The sequence below is a fragment of the Enterobacter asburiae genome (genome assembly GCF_007035645.1).
GTDB classification, from domain to species: domain Bacteria; phylum Pseudomonadota; class Gammaproteobacteria; order Enterobacterales; family Enterobacteriaceae; genus Enterobacter; species Enterobacter asburiae_B.
The window spans coordinates 2,077,391-2,093,849 of sequence record NZ_AP019632.1; the positions used below are offsets into that span (position 1 = coordinate 2,077,391).

Here is a 16,459-nt window from a genome sequence, read left to right on the forward strand (position 1 = left end):
GTTTTATTGCCCGGTAAGGCGTAGCCGCCACCGGGCACATAACAAGGAGTGACAATGTCACATTTAAATGAAGTTACCGCCCGTGTCGATGCCGCCATTGAAGAGAGCGTCATCACCCATATGAATGAACTGCTGATCGAATTAAGTGATGATGCAGATCTCAGCCGTGAAGAACGCTACACCCAGCAGCAGCGTCTGCGTACCGCGATTTCGCACCACGGTAAGCAGCATAAAGAGGAGTTGGACGCGCGTGAGGAACAGCTGACCAAAGGCGGCACCATACTGTAACGTTCAAAACTGGCGTCGCGCCACCAGCCAGGCCCCGACGACCAGCATCACCGCGCCGCACACCGGGCCAATCAGGGCGCGCAGCGGAATGCCGTTGCTCCTCAGCACGTCCATCACCAGTCCGCCAATCAGCTGGCTTGCTACCAGCACGGCGATAGTCGTCGCCGCGCCAACGTTCTGATACCCGCTGATGCTGGCAAACACGAAAAACGACCCCAGCAGCCCCGGGATAAGCGTCCACCAGCGTACCGTTGCGGCCAGCTCGCTAAATCCGGCGACGCCCTGTTTCAGCAGCAGAATGCTGACAAACAGCACAATGCCGACCAGGGAGTTCAGCAGCATCGCGATAAGGATCGTGGAGGAGGACTGGGTGATACGCACCATTAAGGTATTTTGCACCACCAGACCTATTCCCGCCGCCACCAGAAACGCCAGGGTCAGGGATTGATTCATGGGATAGCGTCCGGATCGCTGCGCTCGTCCAGCTGCAGCTGCATAAAGGTTAAGTCCAGCCAGCGGCCAAACTTGGTTCCCACCTGCGGCATCTGCCCCGTGGTGACAAAACCAAGAGTTTCGTGGAGATGAATCGAGGCATGGTTTTGCGCTTCAATACCGGCCACCATCACGTGTTTGCCGATGGCGCGGGCCTCGTTAATCAGCGCGATCATCAGCGTGCGGCCAATGCCTTTTCCCTGATGGTCCGGGTGGACGTAGACCGAATGCTCAACCGTATGACGGAAACCGTCGAAGGCGCGCCAGTCACCGAAAGAGGCGTAACCGGTGATAACGCCGTCTTCCTCACTCACCAGAACCGGGTAACCCGCGAGCGTGCGCGCCTCAAACCAGGCGATTCGGTTATCGGTATCGACGGTTTTATCGTTCCAGATCGCGGCAGTATGCAGCACCGCGTGGTTGTAGATTTTTCCTATCGCGGCGCAGTCTTCCTTGCAGGCATGACGAACGATCATGATTAACCCTCTGTGTGTTGTTTACTATAGTATTACGTTATTCCTACGATATTACACAATCGTATCTCCCGATCGCTACGGCATAAGCCATATTTTTTTGTTATCAAAAGCCCATTGAAATGCCGTTCATACACTATAGTATGACGTCATGAACACCATAACAGACACAATGAATCAACGGATTAGCGCAAGAATTCGCCTTGAACGCGAGTCTCGCGGATGGTCCCTGAGCGAGCTTGCTGACCGGGCAGGGGTCTCGCGCGCGATGATCCACAAGATAGAACGCGGAGACAGCAGCCCGACAGCCACCTTGCTGGCCCGTCTGTCCGGCGCGTTTGGTATCAGCATGTCCACGCTCATTGCCCGGGCCGAAATGCAGGAGGGCAAGCTGCTGCGCCTTGCCAACCAGCCCGTCTGGCGCGACCCACAGACGCACTACCTCCGCCGCCATGTTTCTCCCCGCACCGATCTTCCCATCGACCTTGTTCAGGTTGAATTGCCCGCGGGCAGCGATGTTCCGATGCCTGCCTCTTCTTACGCGCTGGCACGTCAGCTTATCTGGCTTCAGTCCGGCGAGCTGGTGTTTCAGGAGGGCGATACGCGCCACGAAATGCACGCCGGAGACTGTCTCGAGCTGGGGCCGCCAAATGACTGCCGGTTCATCAACGAAACGAATGAAACCTGCATCTATCTGGTCGTACGGCTTAACCAGTCTGCCTCGTAATGCTAATGCGATAACGCCGATCGTGAGCCAGGCTGTAATGACATTTGTACCAGAAGGAGATCCCGATGAATCAACCTGTTTCGCAAAATCGCCGCTGGGTACTGGCCTCCCGTCCTCAGGGTGCGCCGGTGGCGGAAAATTTTCGTCTCGAAGCGCAGCCTGTTCCCGCCCCGGCTGAGGGACAGCTTTTGCTGCGCACCGTCTGGCTGTCGCTGGACCCGTACATGCGGGGGCGCATGAGCGATGCGCCATCCTATTCACCACCGGTTGAGCTGGGCGCGGTGATGGTGGGGGGAACGGTCAGCCGCGTTGAGCAGTCGAATCATCCCGACTTCAAAGCCGGGGAGTGGGTGCTGGGCTACAGCGGCTGGCAGGAATATGAACTCTCGGACGGCAGCGGCCTGGTGAAGCTGGGCGAAAATCCGTCACATCCTTCCTGGGCGCTGGGTATTCTGGGTATGCCGGGCTTTACCGCCTATATGGGATTGCTGGATATCGGGCAGCCAAAAGCGGGCGAAACGCTGGTGGTCGCCGCGGCGACAGGCCCGGTTGGCGCGACCGTCGGGCAGATCGGTAAAATCAAAGGTTGCCGGGTGGTCGGCGTCGCCGGCGGGGCTGAAAAATGCCGCCATGCCGTTGAGGTCCTCGGGTTTGACCTGTGTCTGGATCATCACGCGGCCGACTTTGCCGAACAGCTGAAACGTGCCTGTCCGCAAGGAATTGACGTCTATTATGAAAACGTCGGCGGGAAAGTATTTGACGCCGTGCTGCCGTTACTGAATACCTCCGCGCGCGTGCCGGTGTGCGGCCTGGTGAGCGGCTACAATGCGACGGGCCTGCCCGAGGGGCCGGATCGCCTGCCGCTCCTGATGGCGACCATCCTGAAGAAACGCATTCGTATGCAGGGCTTTATCATCGGCCAGGATTACGGTCACCGCATTAAAGAGTTCCAGGAAGCGATGGGACGCTGGGTGCAGGAGGGCAAAATCCACTATCGTGAACAGATAACGGACGGGCTGGAGAACGCGCCCGAGGCGCTGATTGGCCTGCTCGAAGGGCGTAACTTCGGCAAAGTCGTGATTCGCGTCGCGAGTGACAATAAATAAACAGCACTATGGCGGGGTTTCCCGCCATATTTATTTGTGAAGATACGATATATTGTCTTTAATTAATGAACATGGCATTTCGCGCCCGCTTCCCGGACGGGCCCGAAACCAATAAAAAAACAAACTTTGCTTTTTTGATGTTTTTACGTACTTCCCACCACCAGGCATGACGATACAGGATATATCGGACCAGCGTCGTTTTATTAAAACTGGCGTTTAAAAATAGCATTAAGTTTTAGCTACAGGAATTGAACATGCTTGATTTGGACCACTTAGAAAAAGCCCAAAGGGTCAGTCTTACCATGCAAGTTGAACACAGTTTGAAAGGAGCGTTAATTACAGGCTCACTCAAACCTGGGGCACGACTGATTACGAAAGAGATTGCCGATAAATTAGGAACCAGTATTACCCCTGTTCGCGAGGCGCTGTTGCGCCTGGTGTCATCAGGGGCGCTACACGCCACGCCGGCGCAGGCATTTCTGGTTCCGGAGGTCACGCTGGAGCGCTATAACGAGATTAACGCTATCCGCAAGCAGCTTGAGCCGATGGCGGTCGCCGCGGCCTGTCAGAATATGTCTGATAGCAAACTGGAGGCGTTGCGCAAATTGTCGGATGCCTTTCATGAGGCCATGCGCAACGGGAACGTCCAGCAGGCATTGCATGCGAATCGCGTCTTCCGGTTTACGCTTTATCAGTATGCGGAAATGCCTACGCTTAATGCCTTAATAGAGCAGCTGTGGGTGCGCATCGGGCCCTGTATGAACTATCTGCATCAGGAGCTTAACGACATCAAAGCCTCGACATATCACTATGACGAACTGCTTTCCGCCCTTGAGCGAAGAGATGTTGTTGCCTGCCAGAAGGCGATTGATAAGGTGATTGATGAAGCGAATTTGCTTTTACAGCGACAATATTTTAACTAAGAGATTATTTAGCAGAGCGACTATATTCCGCCCCTAATTATTTATCTGGTGAATAACTCCTGATGGTTTATTGCCATCAGGAGCGTTATTTCATTAATAAAATAAACTTTTCTTATTGCTTACTCGAAGCGATAAGAGACCGACAGCCCGACCCCGTAGTTACGGCCTGGTGCAGGCTCGTAATAACGACCGTTAGACTCGTTGACAATAACCGAGCCCGCGTACTCTTTATCGAACAGGTTATCGACGCGGCCAAAGACGTCCATGCCCCAGCTGCCGTAGTTGAATTTGTACCCGGTGTTCAGCCCGACCACCGTATACGATGGCGCTTTCGCCGTATTCTCGTCATCGGCCATGATGTCGCTCATGTGGCGCACGTCTGAACCCGCGTACCAGCCTTCATCCGGCTGCCAGCCAAACGAGGCGTAACCCATGTTGCGGGCAATGCCCGGCATACGGTTACCGTTACAGTCTGCGTCGCTGCAGACGTTAGTCCGATAGGTGGCATCCAGGTAAGTCCATGCCATCTTCAGCTTCCAGTTCTCGGCAAACTGCTGGTCGAGGGAGACTTCCACCCCCTGACGACGGGTTTTACCGGCATTTTTATAGCTGGTACGCCCGCCAGAGCTGGCATCCACCACGATCTCATCATCCGTATCGGTGCGGAACAGCGCCGCGGTCAGCAGGCCATTGCCGATGCGGGTTTTGCTGCCCACTTCATACGTGTTGTTGGTGGACGGCTGCAGGCCGATGTTCAGGCCGCCCTGGTTATCGGCGCGATAGGAGAGCTCGTTGATGGTTGGCGTTTCGAATCCACGCCCTGCGGCAGCGTAGAGGTTCCATGCGTCCGTCACCGCATACTTCACGGAACCGGCCGGGAGCCACTTGTGATAGCTCGCGTCACCGCTGTCATCGCCGTTGCCCGGCGTAACGTAATGGTCGTTGGAATCAAACCAGACCGAGCTGTAGCGCACTCCCGCATCTACCGACAGTTTCTGCGTCAGCTGCCAGCTGGTTTGCAGGTAAGGGTCAACGTTCCACATCAGGTTACGTTCGTTTCGACGCTTGTCACCCTTCACGCCGTAGTCCGGCACGCCGTTGTTCATCACGAAGTTCTCGTATCCGCGACGATCTTCGCTCAGGTTTTCGTAGTTCAGGCCGGTAGTAAACGTCACCGGCACCAGCAGCTCGCCGCGGTGCGTCCAGCGGGTATCGATACCCTGATAATGACGCTGCATATCGATCACGCCGCCGGAGTGGGAGGCTTTCAGCTGCGGCTGATACGGAATCGACTGGTACTGCGTCATTTCACGTTCGCCGGCGTACATCATCACGCTGAGGTCGTCCTGAGTGCTGAGCTGACGATCGTAGCGCAGACCGGCCTGGGTCTGCTTGATGGTCTTGCGGGTGTTGTACTGATCGCCGCGCGGAGACTGACGCGGATTGTTCTGCCACTCCTGATAGCTCAGCCCGCCCGGATCGTTGGCCTTCATGTCCACGCTGTTGAAAATCAGCGTCAGCTTGCTGACGTCGTCAATGCGCACGCCCAGTTTGGCGTTAGCGAGGTTTTTCCGCGCGCCGCTGTGGTCGCGGTAGCCTTTGGTGGTGAAGCGGGTGGTGGAAACGGTGTAATCCACATCGCCCGCGTGGGTGCCGTCACCCATCGCGCCGGTGGCTTTCATGCCGTAGCGCCAGGTACCGTAGCTGCCGTAATAGCTGCTGGCTTCAATGGTAGGCGGCTGCTGACCGGTCTGGGTGTTGATGTTAATCACGCCGCCGGAGGCGTTGCCGTACAGGGCAGAGAAGGGGCCGCGCAGCACTTCAACGCTCTCCACGCTGGAGAGATCGATGTTAGAGGTCTGGCCCTGTCCGTCCGGCATAGTGGCAGGGATACCGTCGACATACATACGGATACCGCGCACGCCAAACGTTGAGCGGGCACCAAACCCACGCATTGAAAGCTGGAGATCCTGGGCATAGTTCTGGCGGTTCTGAATTTGCAGTCCCGGGACGCTGCCAAGAGATTCAGACAGGTTGATGCGCGGCGCGGCGTGGCGCATGTCATCGCCATTGACGACGCTGACCGCGGCCGGGGTATCCAGTTCCGATACGGTTTGCGGCGTGGCGCTGACGATCATGGTCTGTTCCTCCGCGCTCATTGCGGTTAGCGGCGCGAAAATAACGGGAACCAGCAGCAGCGGGAGAGAAGCCTTACGGGCAGAAATGATTTTCATGAATAAAACCGGTTGTGGTGTATAAACGAACCAAATGGAACATGTCCATACATGTTAAAGGTTTTGTAAATGTTTTGAAAACTATAACCGCACATTGCGTTAATGAAAGGCGAGACGCGAAAGAAAAACTCCACATTCAGTTCATTAATGATTACTATTCTCATTATCAAAAGGCAATGCCATGACGTTGCCTGCCGGAAGTGATGTCAGCCCAACCCCTCTTTTCAGAAAAGGAATTGTTATGTCTTTACGTCATCTGTGCTCGCCGCGTCTGAGCCTGTCACTGCTGTCTGCCACTTTACTGCTTGCCGGGACGTTCCAGGTGCATGCCGCCGAAGAGGTGCTGCGTAAAGCGGTGGGCAAAGGGGCGTATGAAATGGCGGTTAGCCAGCAGGAGAATGCGCTGTGGGTGGCGACCTCGCAAAGCCGCAAAACCGATAAGGGCGGAGTTATCTATCGCCTTGATCCGGTCACGCTGGACGTGACGCAGGCGATTCACAGCGATCTCAAACCCTTTGGCGCCACGCTCGACGGCGCGACGCAAACCCTGTGGTTTGGCAACACCATCAACGGCGCGGTGACGGCCATCGATGCGAAAACGGGCGACGTGAAAGGGCGACTGGTGCTCGATAATCGCCAGCGCAGTGAAACCATCAAACCGCTGCAGCCGCGCCAGCTGGTGGCGGATGACGCGACCAACACGATTTACATCACCGGTGTCGGCAAAGAGAGCGTGATTTGGGTGGTGGACGGCGCCACGCTGAAGCTGAAAGAGACCATTGCCAATACCGGTACGTACAGCACCGGCCTGGCGCTGGATGCGCAGGCAAAACGTCTGTACACCACGAATGCGGACGGCGAGCTGGTAACCATTGATACGGCCACCAATAAAATCCTGAGCCGCAAAAAAGTGCAGGATGACGGCAAAGAGCACTTCTACCTGAACCTCAGCCTCGATACCGTCGGCCAGCGCGCGTTCCTGACCGATTCAAAACAGCCGGAAGTGCTGGTGGTGAGCCTGAAAGACGGCAGCGTGATGGAGAAGATCGCCGCGCCTGAATCACTGGCCGTCCTGTTTAACCCAACGCGCAATGAGGTTTACGTGACGCACCGTGAAGCGGGTAAGGTGAGCGTGATTGACGCGAAAACGTATAAGGTCACAAAAACCTTCGACACGCCGGTCTACCCGAACAGCCTGGCGCTCTCTGCGGATGGCAAAACCCTGTACGTGACGGTGAAACAAAAATCGACTCGCCAGCAGGAAGCCACCCAGCCTGACGACGTCATTCGTATCGCGCTGTAAATAAAAAAGGGAAGGCATTTGCCTTCCCTTTTTGATGCTTACGGACGCTTAACGCGAGGTTTCTTCCACCAGCGGTGCGTCGTGTTTTTCATCGTCGTGATGAACCGGCGCGGTGCTGTGAATTTCGTGAACGCGCTTACGCACGCCGAACCAGCCGGCAATCAGCAGTACCGCCAGCAGCGGAATGGTCGCAATGGTGTAAGTACCGTTCGGGTAGTCAAACGCCATCAGCACCAGCACGCTGAACAGGAACAGCAGGGTGAGCCAGGAGGTCACCGGTGCGCCCGGCATCTTGAAGCTCACATCAGCCGCTTTGCCTTCTTTGATCGCTTTGCGCAGACGCATCTGGCAGACCACAATAAAGGCCCAGGAGGCGATAATCCCCAGTGCAGCCACGTTCAGAACGATCTCAAATACGCGGGACGGCACAAGATAGTTCAGGAACACGCCAAAAACGTAAACCACCAGCGTTGCCAGAATCCCCGCATAGGGAACCTGCTGCTTGCTCATCTTCGACATGAACTTCGGCGCAGAACCGCCCATCGACATGGAGCGCAGGATACGACCGGTAGAGTAAAGACCGGAGTTCAGGCTGGAGAGCGCCGCCGTCAGGACCACGATGTTCATGATGCTGCCAACGTAAGGCACGCCGAGCTTAGAGAAGAAGGTCACAAACGGACTCTGACCTGCCTGATAGGCAGTCCACGGGAGCAGCAGAACCAGCAGCACCACGGAACCGACGTAGAACAGACCGATACGCCAGATCACGCTGTTAATGGCTTTTGGCACCATGGTCTGCGGATCTTTACATTCACCTGCTGCGGTACCCACCAGTTCGATGGAGGCGAAGGCGAACACCACGCCCTGAACCAGGACCAGCGCAGGCAGCAGACCGTGCGGGAAGAATCCGCCGTTATCGGTTATCAGGTGGAAGCCGGTGGCATTGCCGTCCAGCGGTTTACCGCTGCCGAGGAAGACGGTACCCACGACCAGGAACACCACGATGGCCAGCACTTTTACCAGCGCAAACCAGAACTCCATCTCCGCGAACCACTTCACGCCGATCATGTTCATGGTGCCGACAATCGCCAGCGCGCCAAGCGCAAAGACCCACTGCGGCACATCGCCAAACGCGCCCCAGTAGTGCATATACAGCGCAACGGCGGTGATATCGACAATACCGGTCATCGCCCAGTTGACGAAGTACATCCAGCCCGCAACGTAGGCCGCTTTTTCACCGAGGAATTCACGGGCGTAAGAGACGAAGCTTCCGCTGGAAGGGCGATGCAGTACCAGTTCGCCCAGCGCACGAAGAATGAAGAAAGAGAAGATCCCGCACACCAGATAGACCAGGGCGAGAGCCGGGCCAGCCATTTGCAGACGCGCACCGGCACCTAAAAACAGACCCGTTCCGATAGCGCCGCCGATGGCGATCATTTGAACCTGACGGTTGCCCATCGCTTTGTGGTAGCCCTCTTCGTGGGAGTTCAACCAGCGACGTTTAGCAGCATGATGATCGGCTGCGCTTTTATTGCTTGTTTTCATTGAGTTACCTGTTTGCCTGTCTGAACCATTATCGTGATAGTCCTGCCTGGCAGAGCGCAATACAAACGATTGCTTCTGCGCAAACACATGTCGCCTTCCCAGTCATTCTGCGTATGGATAAGGCGAAACATGGCGAGGCATCCTACCTGCAATTCATAAGCGACGCAAAATATAACCGTGCCGAAAGTGATGCACGTCGAAGGAAATCGTGTGGTCAGAGCAGACGGCGATCACAACACGCTGAATCGTGATGAGTTTTTAGACAAAACATTTGGCGGGTTGATTATTTAATCATCAGAATCTCTTAATTATTACCAGGTGGTAAAGATTTTAACTGTTGCAGAGCATCCGCCTGTAACCTGAAAGCGGTAACAGGCTGACGACGGCTCTGCGATAACGCACAAAAATGGACTCAGACTTCAAAACCCCAGCGGCTAACCGCCAAAAACGGCAATCGCCTGCTGCAGGCGCGTGGTGCGCTGCGTCAGGTGATTCGCCGCGTGAGTGACGTTATCCACCATCCCCGTATTGTTGTGGGTCATTGCGCCGATACGGGAGATAGAGGCGTTGATGAGCGTCAGCGCCTGGGTTTGCTCCTGCGTGGCGTGGCCGATCTCCTTAATCAGGGAGGAGACCCGCAGCACGTTGTCGATCATAACCGTCAGCTGCGTTTCGGTTTGTTCTACCTTCTCCACGCCTGCGTTGACGCTGGCGACGTTTTTCTCAATCAGCGCTTTGATCTCTTTCGCCGCCGTCGCGGAGTGCTGCGCAAGATTGCGCACCTCGGCCGCCACCACGGCAAAACCGCGCCCGGCTTCACCTGCACGCGCCGCTTCCACGGCCGCATTCAGCGCAAGAATGTTGGTCTGGAAGGCAATACGATCGATAACGCTGATAATATCGACGATCTGGCTGTTATCCTGCGACACGGATTGCATCATACCGATGGTCTCTTTCATCATCGCTTCACCGCGGTGGGCGCTGTCGCGGGTGCGATCCGCCATCTCCGTGGCTTCTTTAGCCGTTTCTGCAGTCTGCTCCACCGCGCTGGCGATCTCTTCCACCGCCGACGCGGTTTGCTGCAGAAAGTCTGCGGTCTCTTCTGAACGCGTCTGCAGCGCTGCACCTTCTTTCGCGACCTGCTGGCTGATGGTGCCAATCCCGCTGATTTGCGCCCCGACGTCGTCAACCAGCGAATTGAGGTTCAAGCCTGATTGATTTACCAGACGCATCATCAGCCCGATGTCGTCGATCCTGTCAAAATGGTAATAGTCCGTTTTACGTCCTGAAACCACGCGCTGCATCTGTTGCACAATAGATTTTACCGGACGGGCGATCTGCGCATGAAGATAATAGGTCAGGGCAATAAACAGCAGCGCCAGACTTCCCGACTGCACAAGTTTATCAGGGAATAAATACACCGCCAGGCAGGAGAGTAACGCCGTCGTCGCAATACCCAGATGGATGCGTTTACTGGTGCTAAGACATTTAAAGAGCGACATAAACGAAAATAAACCGCGCCGAACCAGTAACCCTTTATAAAAGCGGTAATGTTTTAATTCGTTATTACGCACTTTTGCATACAGTTTTTCACTGGCCGCAATCTCTTCCCGTGCGGGTATATTTCGCACGGAAATATACCCCGTCAGGGATCCACCCTGCCAGACAGGCGTCACGTTTGCCCGCACCCAGTAGTGGTCGCCATTATGACGACGGTTCTTCACCAGCCCCGTCCAGGTCTCACCCTGCTGCAGGGTATACCACATGTCGCCAAACGCTTCGGCAGGCATGTCGGGATGGCGGATGAGGTTATGCGGCTCACCCAGAAGATGTTCTTCTTTATATCCGCTGGCTTCGATAAAAGCGGAATTAGCATAGGTAATATGGCTTTTGGTATCGGTGGTCGACATTAACGTCGAACCATCGTTAAGTAAATACTCGTTTTGTGTAACGGGACTGTTACGCCTCATGAGTAACTCCATGATGATGTGCAAGAATAAAAAATGCCCGGAAAATGCTCCGGCAAGATTAATGTGATTATTTTTATATAAAGAACTGCTGCATATTCTGTCTGAAATTCTGACTGCCTGAAATACCCGTTGTTCATTATTTTTAATCTGCTAATGTTCTCGAATGTAATAAAAATGAAAATATTTTCAGGGGTGTATTCTGGAGTCGCTGCAAATAAACGACATAACCCAAACTGAAAGAGGGAGATCGTCTCTCAGGAAAAATTGTCATGCTGAAATAGCGTTTCGTTAACAGGATCAAAACGCTATCATTTGGTCAGTTTTCGATAACACAGTGAGGCTGAGGTGAAAATTAACGTCATCGGGACCAGCGGGAGCGGAAAAAGCACGCTGGCGAAGCAGATTGCGACCGAACTGGCTATTCCCTATATCGAGATGGACAGACTCTACTGGCGACCTGACTGGCAGGGAACGCCGGACGATGTGTTTCAGGAAAAGCTGGAGCAGGCGCTACAGGCTTCGCCAGACTGGGTGCTTGACGGCAACTATAACCGCACGCGGCCGGTGAAATGGCGTAATGTCGACGTTGTGGTGTGGGTGGATTATGGCTTTGCCCGCACCCTCTGGCAGGCGGTCACCAGGGCAGTCAAACGCGCCTGGCATAAGCGCGAGCTCTGGCCCGGCACCGGGAACAAAGAGAGTTTCCGGCGCGCGTTCTTCAGCAGAGAGTCCATTCTCATCTGGACGATGAAAACCTGGCGTAACAACCGAACGCGTTATGAAGCCGATCTGCAAAACCCGCAGTATGGGCATATTCGCTTCGTCCGCATTACCCGGCGCGAGCAGGGGAAAACGCTGATTGCCGACTTAAAGTCTTATTCTTAGCATGGTTTTATATATCTGATTTCCGGCAAACTAAATGTAAATTAATTGTTTCTCAGTGGTGAAATGCGCCTTTAATAATGTCGACATGTTAAGTCAAACGAGAACGCAACATGTCATGGCGAATCAGCATTCTGGATAAAAGCCCCATCGCTGAAAACGAAACGGCTGCCGATGCACTGGCGCGTACCCTGGCGCTGGCGCAGCAGGCAGAAAATCTGGGCTATCACCGCTTCTGGATTGCCGAACACCACAACACTCCCCACCTTGCCAGCCCCTCGCCGGAGCTGCTGATTGCCTGGATCCTCGGGCAGACAACGCGCATCCGCGTCGGATCCGGCGGCGTGATGCTCCAGCACTACAGCCCTTATAAAGTCGCCGAGAATTTTAACGTGCTGGCCGCGCTGGCGCCCGGCCGCGTGGATCTCGGCGTCGGAAAAGCCCCCGGCGGGCTGCCGCTCTCAACCCGCGCGCTGCAGCAGGGGCTGAATCAAGAGGAAAAGGGCAGCTTCGCCGAACAGCTGGCCCAGCTCGATCGCTGGATCCGTCCTGAGCATCAGTCTCATGAAGAGGCCGTTCGCGCCACGCCGCTGCCGCCGCTGCCTGCAGAGGGTTTCCTGCTGGGCGCGAGTATCGATAGCGCGCTGCTGGCCGCCGGGCTCGGCTGGCACTTTGTGTTTGCCGCGCATCTGAACGGTGACCCGGACCTGCTGCGCGAGGTGGTCTCGACCTGGCGTAAGAACAGCGCGCGGGACGTAATTGTGGCGGTACAGGCGATTGTCGCGCCGACGCAGGCAGAGGCGGAAGCCCTGGCGCAGAAGGTCGAAGTGTGGGGCGTTGAGCTGGCAAACGGCCAGCGAGTCACCGTGGCCAGCGAAGAGCAGGCCTACGCCTTTGCGCGCCAGGCGGGCAGCGAGCCGGTGCGCATTGCACGTCGGGCGCAGTCGCTGCTGGCGGGTACGGCTGAGTCGGTGCTCGAACAGCTTAACGCCCTGCATGAAAAGTGGGGCATTGACGAATTTATCATCGACACGCCGGTAGCGGAGGGGGCAACGCGCGTCGCGTCGCTGCGCCTGCTTGCCGAGGCGCGTCTTAACAAGGAGGTCACCGTATGAGCTTTGGCGAACAGCTGATTGCCTGGCGTCGCGAGCTGCACCAGAACCCGGAGCTCTCCGGCCAGGAAGTGGAAACCACAACGCGTCTGCGCCAGTGGCTGACGAATGCCGGGATCACCCCGCAGCCTTACGACCTGTCGACCGGGCTGGTGGCGGAAATCGGCTCGGGCAACAAACTGATTGCGCTGCGCGCAGATATTGATGCCCTGCCGATTGAAGAGCGCAGCGGCGTGCCGTTTAGCTCCCAGCGTGCAGGCGTAATGCATGCCTGCGGACACGATATCCACACCAGCGTGATCCTCGGCGCCGCGTTAAAGCTGAAAGAGCGGGAAGCCTCGCTTAACGGCCGGGTGCGGATCCTGTTTCAGCCTGCCGAAGAGAACTTTGGCGGTGCGAAGAGCATGGTGCAGGCCGGCGCCCTGCGCGACGTCAGCGCCATCTTCGGCATGCATAACGAGCCCGGCCTGCCGGTCGGTGAGTTCGCTACCCGAGGCGGGCCGTTTTATGCCAACGTCGATCGCTTCGTGATCCGCATTACCGGTAAGGGTGCGCACGCCGCACGTCCGCACGAAGGTAATGACGCCATCGTGCTGGCGAGCCAGCTGGTGACGGCGCTGCAAAGCGTCGCCAGCCGCAACGTCAATACGCTGGATTCGGTGGTGCTGAGCGTGACGCGCATTGCAGGCGGTAACACCTGGAACGTGCTGCCGGAAAGCGTCGAGCTGGAAGGCACGCTGCGCACCCACCGCACGGAAGTGCAGCAGAACGTGAAAGCCCGCGTGGGCGAAATCGCCGCCGGGTTTGCCAGCGCCTTTAGCGCGCAGATTGATATCACCTGGTATGCCGGGCCCACCGCGCTGGTGAACGACGAGCGCTGGGCCGATTTCGCCACCTCGGTCGCCAGAGAAGCAGGCTACGAAACCCGGCACGCCGAGCTGCATATGGGCGGGGAAGATTTCGCGGTCTATCTGCAGCAGATCCCGGGGGCGTTTGTCAGCATCGGCAGCAACAGCCCGTATGGTTTACATCATCCGGCATTCAACCCGGATGAGGCATTAATTGAGCCCGCTGCCCGCTATTTTGCACAGCTTGCGGAAAAAGCCCTGCAACACGTTTAATTCTGGAGAGGTGAATATGTCTGCACATCGTCAACTGCGGCTCGGGACCATTTTGCATGGTGCATCGGGAAATATGTCCGCCTGGCGTCACCCTGAGGCCGTCGCCGATGCCAGCATCAATTTTGATTTCGTCAAAGCGACGGCGTTAAAGGCGGAGGAGGGCAAACTTGATTTTTTATTCGTTGCCGACGGTCTCTATATCAACGAGAAATCGATCCCGCATTTTTTAAACCGCTTTGAACCGCTGACGGTGTTATCCGCTCTCGCCAGCATCACCTCGCGCCTGGGGCTGGTAGGAACCTTATCCACCTCCTACAGCGAGCCTTTCACTACGGCGCGCCAGTTCGCCAGCCTCGACCACCTCAGCAACGGACGCGCGGGCTGGAACGTGGTGACTTCGCCGCTGGAAGGGTCAGCGAAGAACTTTTCCCGTGAAAAACATCCCGAGCACGCGCTGCGCTATCGCATTGCGGATGAATATCTCGACGTGGTGAAAGGGCTATGGGATTCCTGGGAAGGCGATGCCTTTGTGCGCAACAAAGAGAGCGGTCAGTTTTTTGACCCGGCAAAATTGCATACCCTGGACCACCACGGTGATTTCTTCCAGGTCGCCGGGCCGCTGAATATTGGTCGAACGCCGCAGGGGCGGCCGATTGTCTTTCAGGCGGGCGCGTCGGACGACGGGAAAAAGCTGGCGGCGAAACATGCCGACGCCATTTTTACCCATCACGAGACCCTCGATGAGGCAAAAGCCTTTTATCGCGACGTGAAGCAGCAGCTGGAAAGTAACGGACGCCGCGCGTCAGATTTACATATTTTCCAGGGCGTCAGCGTGATTGTGGGTAAAGACGCCGATGACGTGGAAAACCAGTATCAAACCACGGCGGCGCTGGTGTCGATTAACGATGCCCTCAACTACCTCGGACGCTATTTCGAACATCACGATTTCAGCCAGTACCCGCTCGACGAGCCGTTCCCGGATATCGGCGACTTAGGCAAAAACAGCTTCCGCAGCACCACTGATGAAATTAAGCGTAACGCCCGCGAGCGCAGCTTAACCCTGCGTCAGGTGGCGCTGGAAGCCGCCTCGCCGCGACCGCGCTTTTCCGGTACGCCGGAAGAGGTGGCCGACGGCCTGCAGGCCTGGTTTGAAGGCTATGCCGCAGACGGCTTCATCATTCAGGGCGGTACGCCGGACACCTTCCCGCGCTTTGTTGACCAGGTAGTGCCCGTTTTACAGGCGCGCGGCCTGTTCCGTACCGACTACCCGGGCACCACGCTGCGCGAAAGCCTCGGCTTAGACGAACCTAAAAACCAATACACACAACAATAAAAGAGAACCCCGCTATGCAGAAAACAACGCTTATTCTGGCGCTCGCGCTGGCCTTTACCCCTGCCGTCTGGGCAGAGAATGTGAATATTAACGGCACCGGCGTGAGCATCGAGGCCAATAAAACGCCGGTTAATACCGTCAAAAACAGCGAGGCGGTGGCACAGCTGCCGAAAGATTATCGCTTTGCCGTGCCGGGGAAATTTACCGTGGCGGTGGCGGGCCTCAATCAACCACCGCTGACGGTGTTTTCCGACGACAACAAAACGCTGCTGGGAAGCGAGGTTGACGTCGCCCGTCTGGTCGCTGACAGCCTCGGGCTGGAGCTAAACGTGGTGCCAACCTCCTGGGAAGACTGGCCGCTGGGCGTGGCTTCCGGGAAATATGATGCCGCTATCAGCAACATCACCGTCACCAAAGAGCGTAAAGAGAAGTTTGACTTTGCCACCTACCGCAAAGATTCCCTCGGGTTCTACGTGAAATCAACCAGCCCGATCAAGTCGTTGCAAAAGGCTGAGGACATCGCCGGGCTGCGGATTATCGTCGGCTCCGGCACCAACCAGGAGGCCATCCTCCTGGCCTGGAATGCCGAAAACCTGAAGAAGGGCCTGAAGCCCTTTACCCCGATCTACACCAAAGACGATGCGGCACAAACGCTGGCCCTGCAGTCCGGGCGCGCGGATGCCTACTTTGGTCCGAACGTGATTGGCGCCTGGAAAGCGGCGCTGAACGGGAAAACCAAACTGGTGGGTAGCGTCGACGGCGGCTGGCCGAAGGCGGCGCACATTGCGGTTACGCTGAAGAAAGGCAGCGGGCTGGTTGAGCCGGTGCAAACCGCGCTGAACGGCGTGATCAAAAACGGCGACTACGACAAAGTGCTGAACCGCTGGGGGGAAGGCGTTGAGCGTATTCCTCAGTCAGAAGTGAACCCGGCTGGCCTGGGCGATTAAGGA

Annotated in this window: 13 protein-coding genes and 1 pseudogene; 9 read left to right on the top strand and 5 right to left on the bottom strand. The window is 56.4% G+C overall.

Annotation, left to right across the window (positions count from 1 at the left end; genetic code table 11):
* The first annotated feature begins 54 nt into the window (after nucleotides 1–54).
* Nucleotides 55–288 carry a YdcY family protein gene (locus FOY96_RS09830; RefSeq protein ID WP_033145682.1) on the top strand — a complete coding sequence of 78 codons (234 nt, stop codon included), beginning with the start codon at nucleotides 55–57 and terminating at the stop codon, nucleotides 286–288.
* Nucleotides 289–291: 3 nt separating this feature from the next.
* On the opposite strand, the gene FOY96_RS09835 is transcribed toward FOY96_RS09830, so the two are convergent.
* Both FOY96_RS09835 and FOY96_RS09840 read right to left on the bottom strand, forming a co-directional pair.
* The gene (locus tag FOY96_RS09835) at nucleotides 292–741 is read right to left on the bottom strand and encodes a DMT family transporter (RefSeq protein WP_032656841.1); all 450 of its coding nucleotides are present in this window, start codon (nucleotides 739–741) and stop codon (nucleotides 292–294) included.
* Nucleotides 738–1,256, bottom strand: a complete 519-nt coding sequence (locus FOY96_RS09840; RefSeq protein ID WP_143346928.1) for a GNAT family N-acetyltransferase — start codon at nucleotides 1,254–1,256, stop codon at nucleotides 738–740. The genes FOY96_RS09835 and FOY96_RS09840 overlap by 4 nt, the downstream gene beginning before the upstream one ends.
* 148 nt (nucleotides 1,257–1,404) lie before the next feature.
* Between FOY96_RS09840 and FOY96_RS09845 the strand changes: the two genes are divergently transcribed.
* The 3 genes from FOY96_RS09845 (at nucleotide 1,405) to FOY96_RS09855 (ending at nucleotide 4,009) form a co-directional block, all read left to right on the top strand.
* Nucleotides 1,405–1,980: a helix-turn-helix domain-containing protein gene (locus tag FOY96_RS09845; RefSeq protein WP_023311983.1), complete on the top strand. Its 576-nt coding sequence runs from the start codon at nucleotides 1,405–1,407 to the stop codon at nucleotides 1,978–1,980.
* Between the two features lie 65 nt (nucleotides 1,981–2,045).
* Entirely contained in the window at nucleotides 2,046–3,086 is a 1,041-nt protein-coding gene (locus tag FOY96_RS09850; protein ID WP_143346929.1) for an NADP-dependent oxidoreductase, read from the top strand.
* A gap of 254 nt (nucleotides 3,087–3,340) precedes the next feature.
* Complete coding sequence (locus FOY96_RS09855) at nucleotides 3,341–4,009, top strand: GntR family transcriptional regulator (protein WP_023311981.1); 669 nt, start codon at nucleotides 3,341–3,343, stop codon at nucleotides 4,007–4,009.
* A gap of 119 nt (nucleotides 4,010–4,128) precedes the next feature.
* On the opposite strand, the gene pqqU is transcribed toward FOY96_RS09855, so the two are convergent.
* Nucleotides 4,129–6,243, bottom strand: coding sequence for a TonB-dependent receptor PqqU (pqqU, locus tag FOY96_RS09860; RefSeq protein WP_143346931.1), 2,115 nt, complete (start codon nucleotides 6,241–6,243; stop codon nucleotides 4,129–4,131).
* Between the two features lie 241 nt (nucleotides 6,244–6,484).
* Between pqqU and yncE the strand changes: the two genes are divergently transcribed.
* Nucleotides 6,485–7,546, top strand: a complete 1,062-nt coding sequence (gene yncE / locus FOY96_RS09865; RefSeq protein ID WP_143346933.1) for a 7-bladed beta-propeller protein YncE — start codon at nucleotides 6,485–6,487, stop codon at nucleotides 7,544–7,546.
* Between the two features lie 48 nt (nucleotides 7,547–7,594).
* On the opposite strand, the gene ansP is transcribed toward yncE, so the two are convergent.
* Together ansP and FOY96_RS09875 are read right to left on the bottom strand one after the other, a co-directional pair.
* Entirely contained in the window at nucleotides 7,595–9,091 is a 1,497-nt protein-coding gene (gene ansP / locus FOY96_RS09870; protein ID WP_023311978.1) for an L-asparagine permease, read from the bottom strand.
* 434 nt (nucleotides 9,092–9,525) lie between these two features.
* On the bottom strand, nucleotides 9,526–11,061 hold the full coding sequence (locus FOY96_RS09875) for a methyl-accepting chemotaxis protein (protein ID WP_039262861.1): 1,536 nt from the start codon (nucleotides 11,059–11,061) through the stop codon (nucleotides 9,526–9,528).
* Nucleotides 11,062–11,406: 345 nt separating this feature from the next.
* Here FOY96_RS09875 and FOY96_RS09880 point away from each other — a divergent pair, with 345 nt between their 5' ends.
* The 4 genes and pseudogenes from FOY96_RS09880 (at nucleotide 11,407) to FOY96_RS23110 (ending at nucleotide 16,456) form a co-directional block, all read left to right on the top strand.
* Nucleotides 11,407–11,946, top strand: a complete 540-nt coding sequence (locus FOY96_RS09880) for an AAA family ATPase (RefSeq protein ID WP_048979190.1) — start codon at nucleotides 11,407–11,409, stop codon at nucleotides 11,944–11,946.
* A 110-nt stretch (nucleotides 11,947–12,056) separates the two neighbouring features.
* The gene (locus tag FOY96_RS09885) at nucleotides 12,057–13,058 is read left to right on the top strand and encodes an LLM class flavin-dependent oxidoreductase (protein WP_032656861.1); all 1,002 of its coding nucleotides are present in this window, start codon (nucleotides 12,057–12,059) and stop codon (nucleotides 13,056–13,058) included.
* A complete protein-coding gene (locus FOY96_RS09890; protein ID WP_143346934.1) occupies nucleotides 13,055–14,176 on the top strand; it encodes an amidohydrolase in 1,122 nt (373 codons plus the stop codon). The genes FOY96_RS09885 and FOY96_RS09890 overlap by 4 nt, the downstream gene beginning before the upstream one ends.
* A 16-nt stretch (nucleotides 14,177–14,192) precedes the next feature.
* A pseudogene (locus FOY96_RS23110) lies at nucleotides 14,193–16,456 on the top strand (NtaA/DmoA family FMN-dependent monooxygenase).
* The last annotated feature ends 3 nt before the right edge of the window (nucleotides 16,457–16,459 follow it).

Coding starts and splice junctions, on each gene's coding strand:
- FOY96_RS09830 (WP_033145682.1), top strand. CDS start 55: ATGTCACATTTAAATGAAGTTACCGCCCGTGTCGATGCCGCCATTGAA.
- FOY96_RS09835 (WP_032656841.1), bottom strand. CDS start 741: ATGAATCAATCCCTGACCCTGGCGTTTCTGGTGGCGGCGGGAATAGGT.
- FOY96_RS09840 (WP_143346928.1), bottom strand. CDS start 1,256: ATGATCGTTCGTCATGCCTGCAAGGAAGACTGCGCCGCGATAGGAAAA.
- FOY96_RS09845 (WP_023311983.1), top strand. CDS start 1,405: ATGAACACCATAACAGACACAATGAATCAACGGATTAGCGCAAGAATT.
- FOY96_RS09850 (WP_143346929.1), top strand. CDS start 2,046: ATGAATCAACCTGTTTCGCAAAATCGCCGCTGGGTACTGGCCTCCCGT.
- FOY96_RS09855 (WP_023311981.1), top strand. CDS start 3,341: ATGCTTGATTTGGACCACTTAGAAAAAGCCCAAAGGGTCAGTCTTACC.
- pqqU (WP_143346931.1), bottom strand. CDS start 6,243: ATGAAAATCATTTCTGCCCGTAAGGCTTCTCTCCCGCTGCTGCTGGTT.
- yncE (WP_143346933.1), top strand. CDS start 6,485: ATGTCTTTACGTCATCTGTGCTCGCCGCGTCTGAGCCTGTCACTGCTG.
- ansP (WP_023311978.1), bottom strand. CDS start 9,091: ATGAAAACAAGCAATAAAAGCGCAGCCGATCATCATGCTGCTAAACGT.
- FOY96_RS09875 (WP_039262861.1), bottom strand. CDS start 11,061: ATGAGGCGTAACAGTCCCGTTACACAAAACGAGTATTTACTTAACGAT.
- FOY96_RS09885 (WP_032656861.1), top strand. CDS start 12,057: ATGTCATGGCGAATCAGCATTCTGGATAAAAGCCCCATCGCTGAAAAC.
- FOY96_RS09890 (WP_143346934.1), top strand. CDS start 13,055: ATGAGCTTTGGCGAACAGCTGATTGCCTGGCGTCGCGAGCTGCACCAG.